Raw genomic sequence first — 980 nt, forward strand, 5'->3', positions numbered from 1 at the left:
GCAGATGCCGGCCAGGCAGAGCACCGGCGTGCGCGCCGCCGGCCCCGGCCATTCCATCGCCGCGAGCCGCAGCCCGTCGCGCGCGGACAGCTCGATCCGGCGCGGCGTCACCGCGCGGGCCGGAGGTACTGCGCCAGCGGATGCTCCCGCGCCGCGGCCGAGGGGTCGGCGGCGCGGTACACCACGACGTTCTCGATCACGCGCTGGACGTAGTTGCGCGTCTCGGTGAAGGGGATCTGCTCGATCCAGTCGAGCACGTCCACATCGGCCCCGCGCGGGTCGCCATAGGTGCCGAGCCACTGGTCGACGCGCCCGGGGCCCGCATTGTAGGCGGCGGCGGCGAGCGGCAGGGCGCCGTCGTAGCGCGCCAGCATGTCTTCCAGATAGGCGGCGCCGAGGCGCATGTTCGTCTCGGGGCTCGCGGTGAGCTGCGCGACCTGGAAGGGCACGCCGATGCGCCGCGCGACGAGCGTGGCGGTCGAGGGCAGCAGCTGCATCAGGCCGCGGGCGTTGGCGCTGCTCACCGCCTCGGTGTCGAAGTTGCTCTCCTGGCGGGTGATGGCGTGGATGATGGCGGGCTCGGGGCTCGTCACCGGCGGGCGATAGGGCGCCGGCCAGCCTTCGGGCAGGATCATGTCCCCCGCGGCACCCGCGCGCCGCGCCACCCACACGGCGTGATCGGGCCGGCCGATATGGTTGGCGAGCCGCGCCGCGAGCCGGCGGTCGGTGCCGTCATTGGCCAGGTCCTCGAGCCGCAGGAGGAAGATGCGCGCCCGCCGCGGGTCGCCGAGATCCGCCAGGGTGAGCACCGCGCGCGCCAGTTCCCGCGCCGCGAAATCGGCCGCGCGCGGCGGCGTCACGGGGGGAACGGCGGCGGCCGCGATGCGGGCGGAGACGCGCGCGGCATCCTCCCCCAGCGCCAGCGCCGCGAGCTGCCCGTAGAAGGCGACCGGCAGGTCGGCGCCGGCGGCGAAGCGCGA

General features: G+C 75.7%; 1 protein-coding gene. It reads right to left on the bottom strand.

Going from position 1 to position 980, the window contains the following annotated elements; translation table 11 throughout:
- Nucleotides 1-107 precede the first annotated feature (107 nt).
- A partial coding sequence (locus HW577_RS25625; protein WP_198378901.1) for a lytic transglycosylase domain-containing protein occupies nucleotides 108-980 on the bottom strand: 873 nt, incomplete at its 5' end.

The sequence above is a fragment of the Neoroseomonas rubea genome (assembly GCF_016106015.1).
GTDB classification, from domain to species: Bacteria; Pseudomonadota; Alphaproteobacteria; order Acetobacterales; family Acetobacteraceae; genus Neoroseomonas; species Neoroseomonas rubea.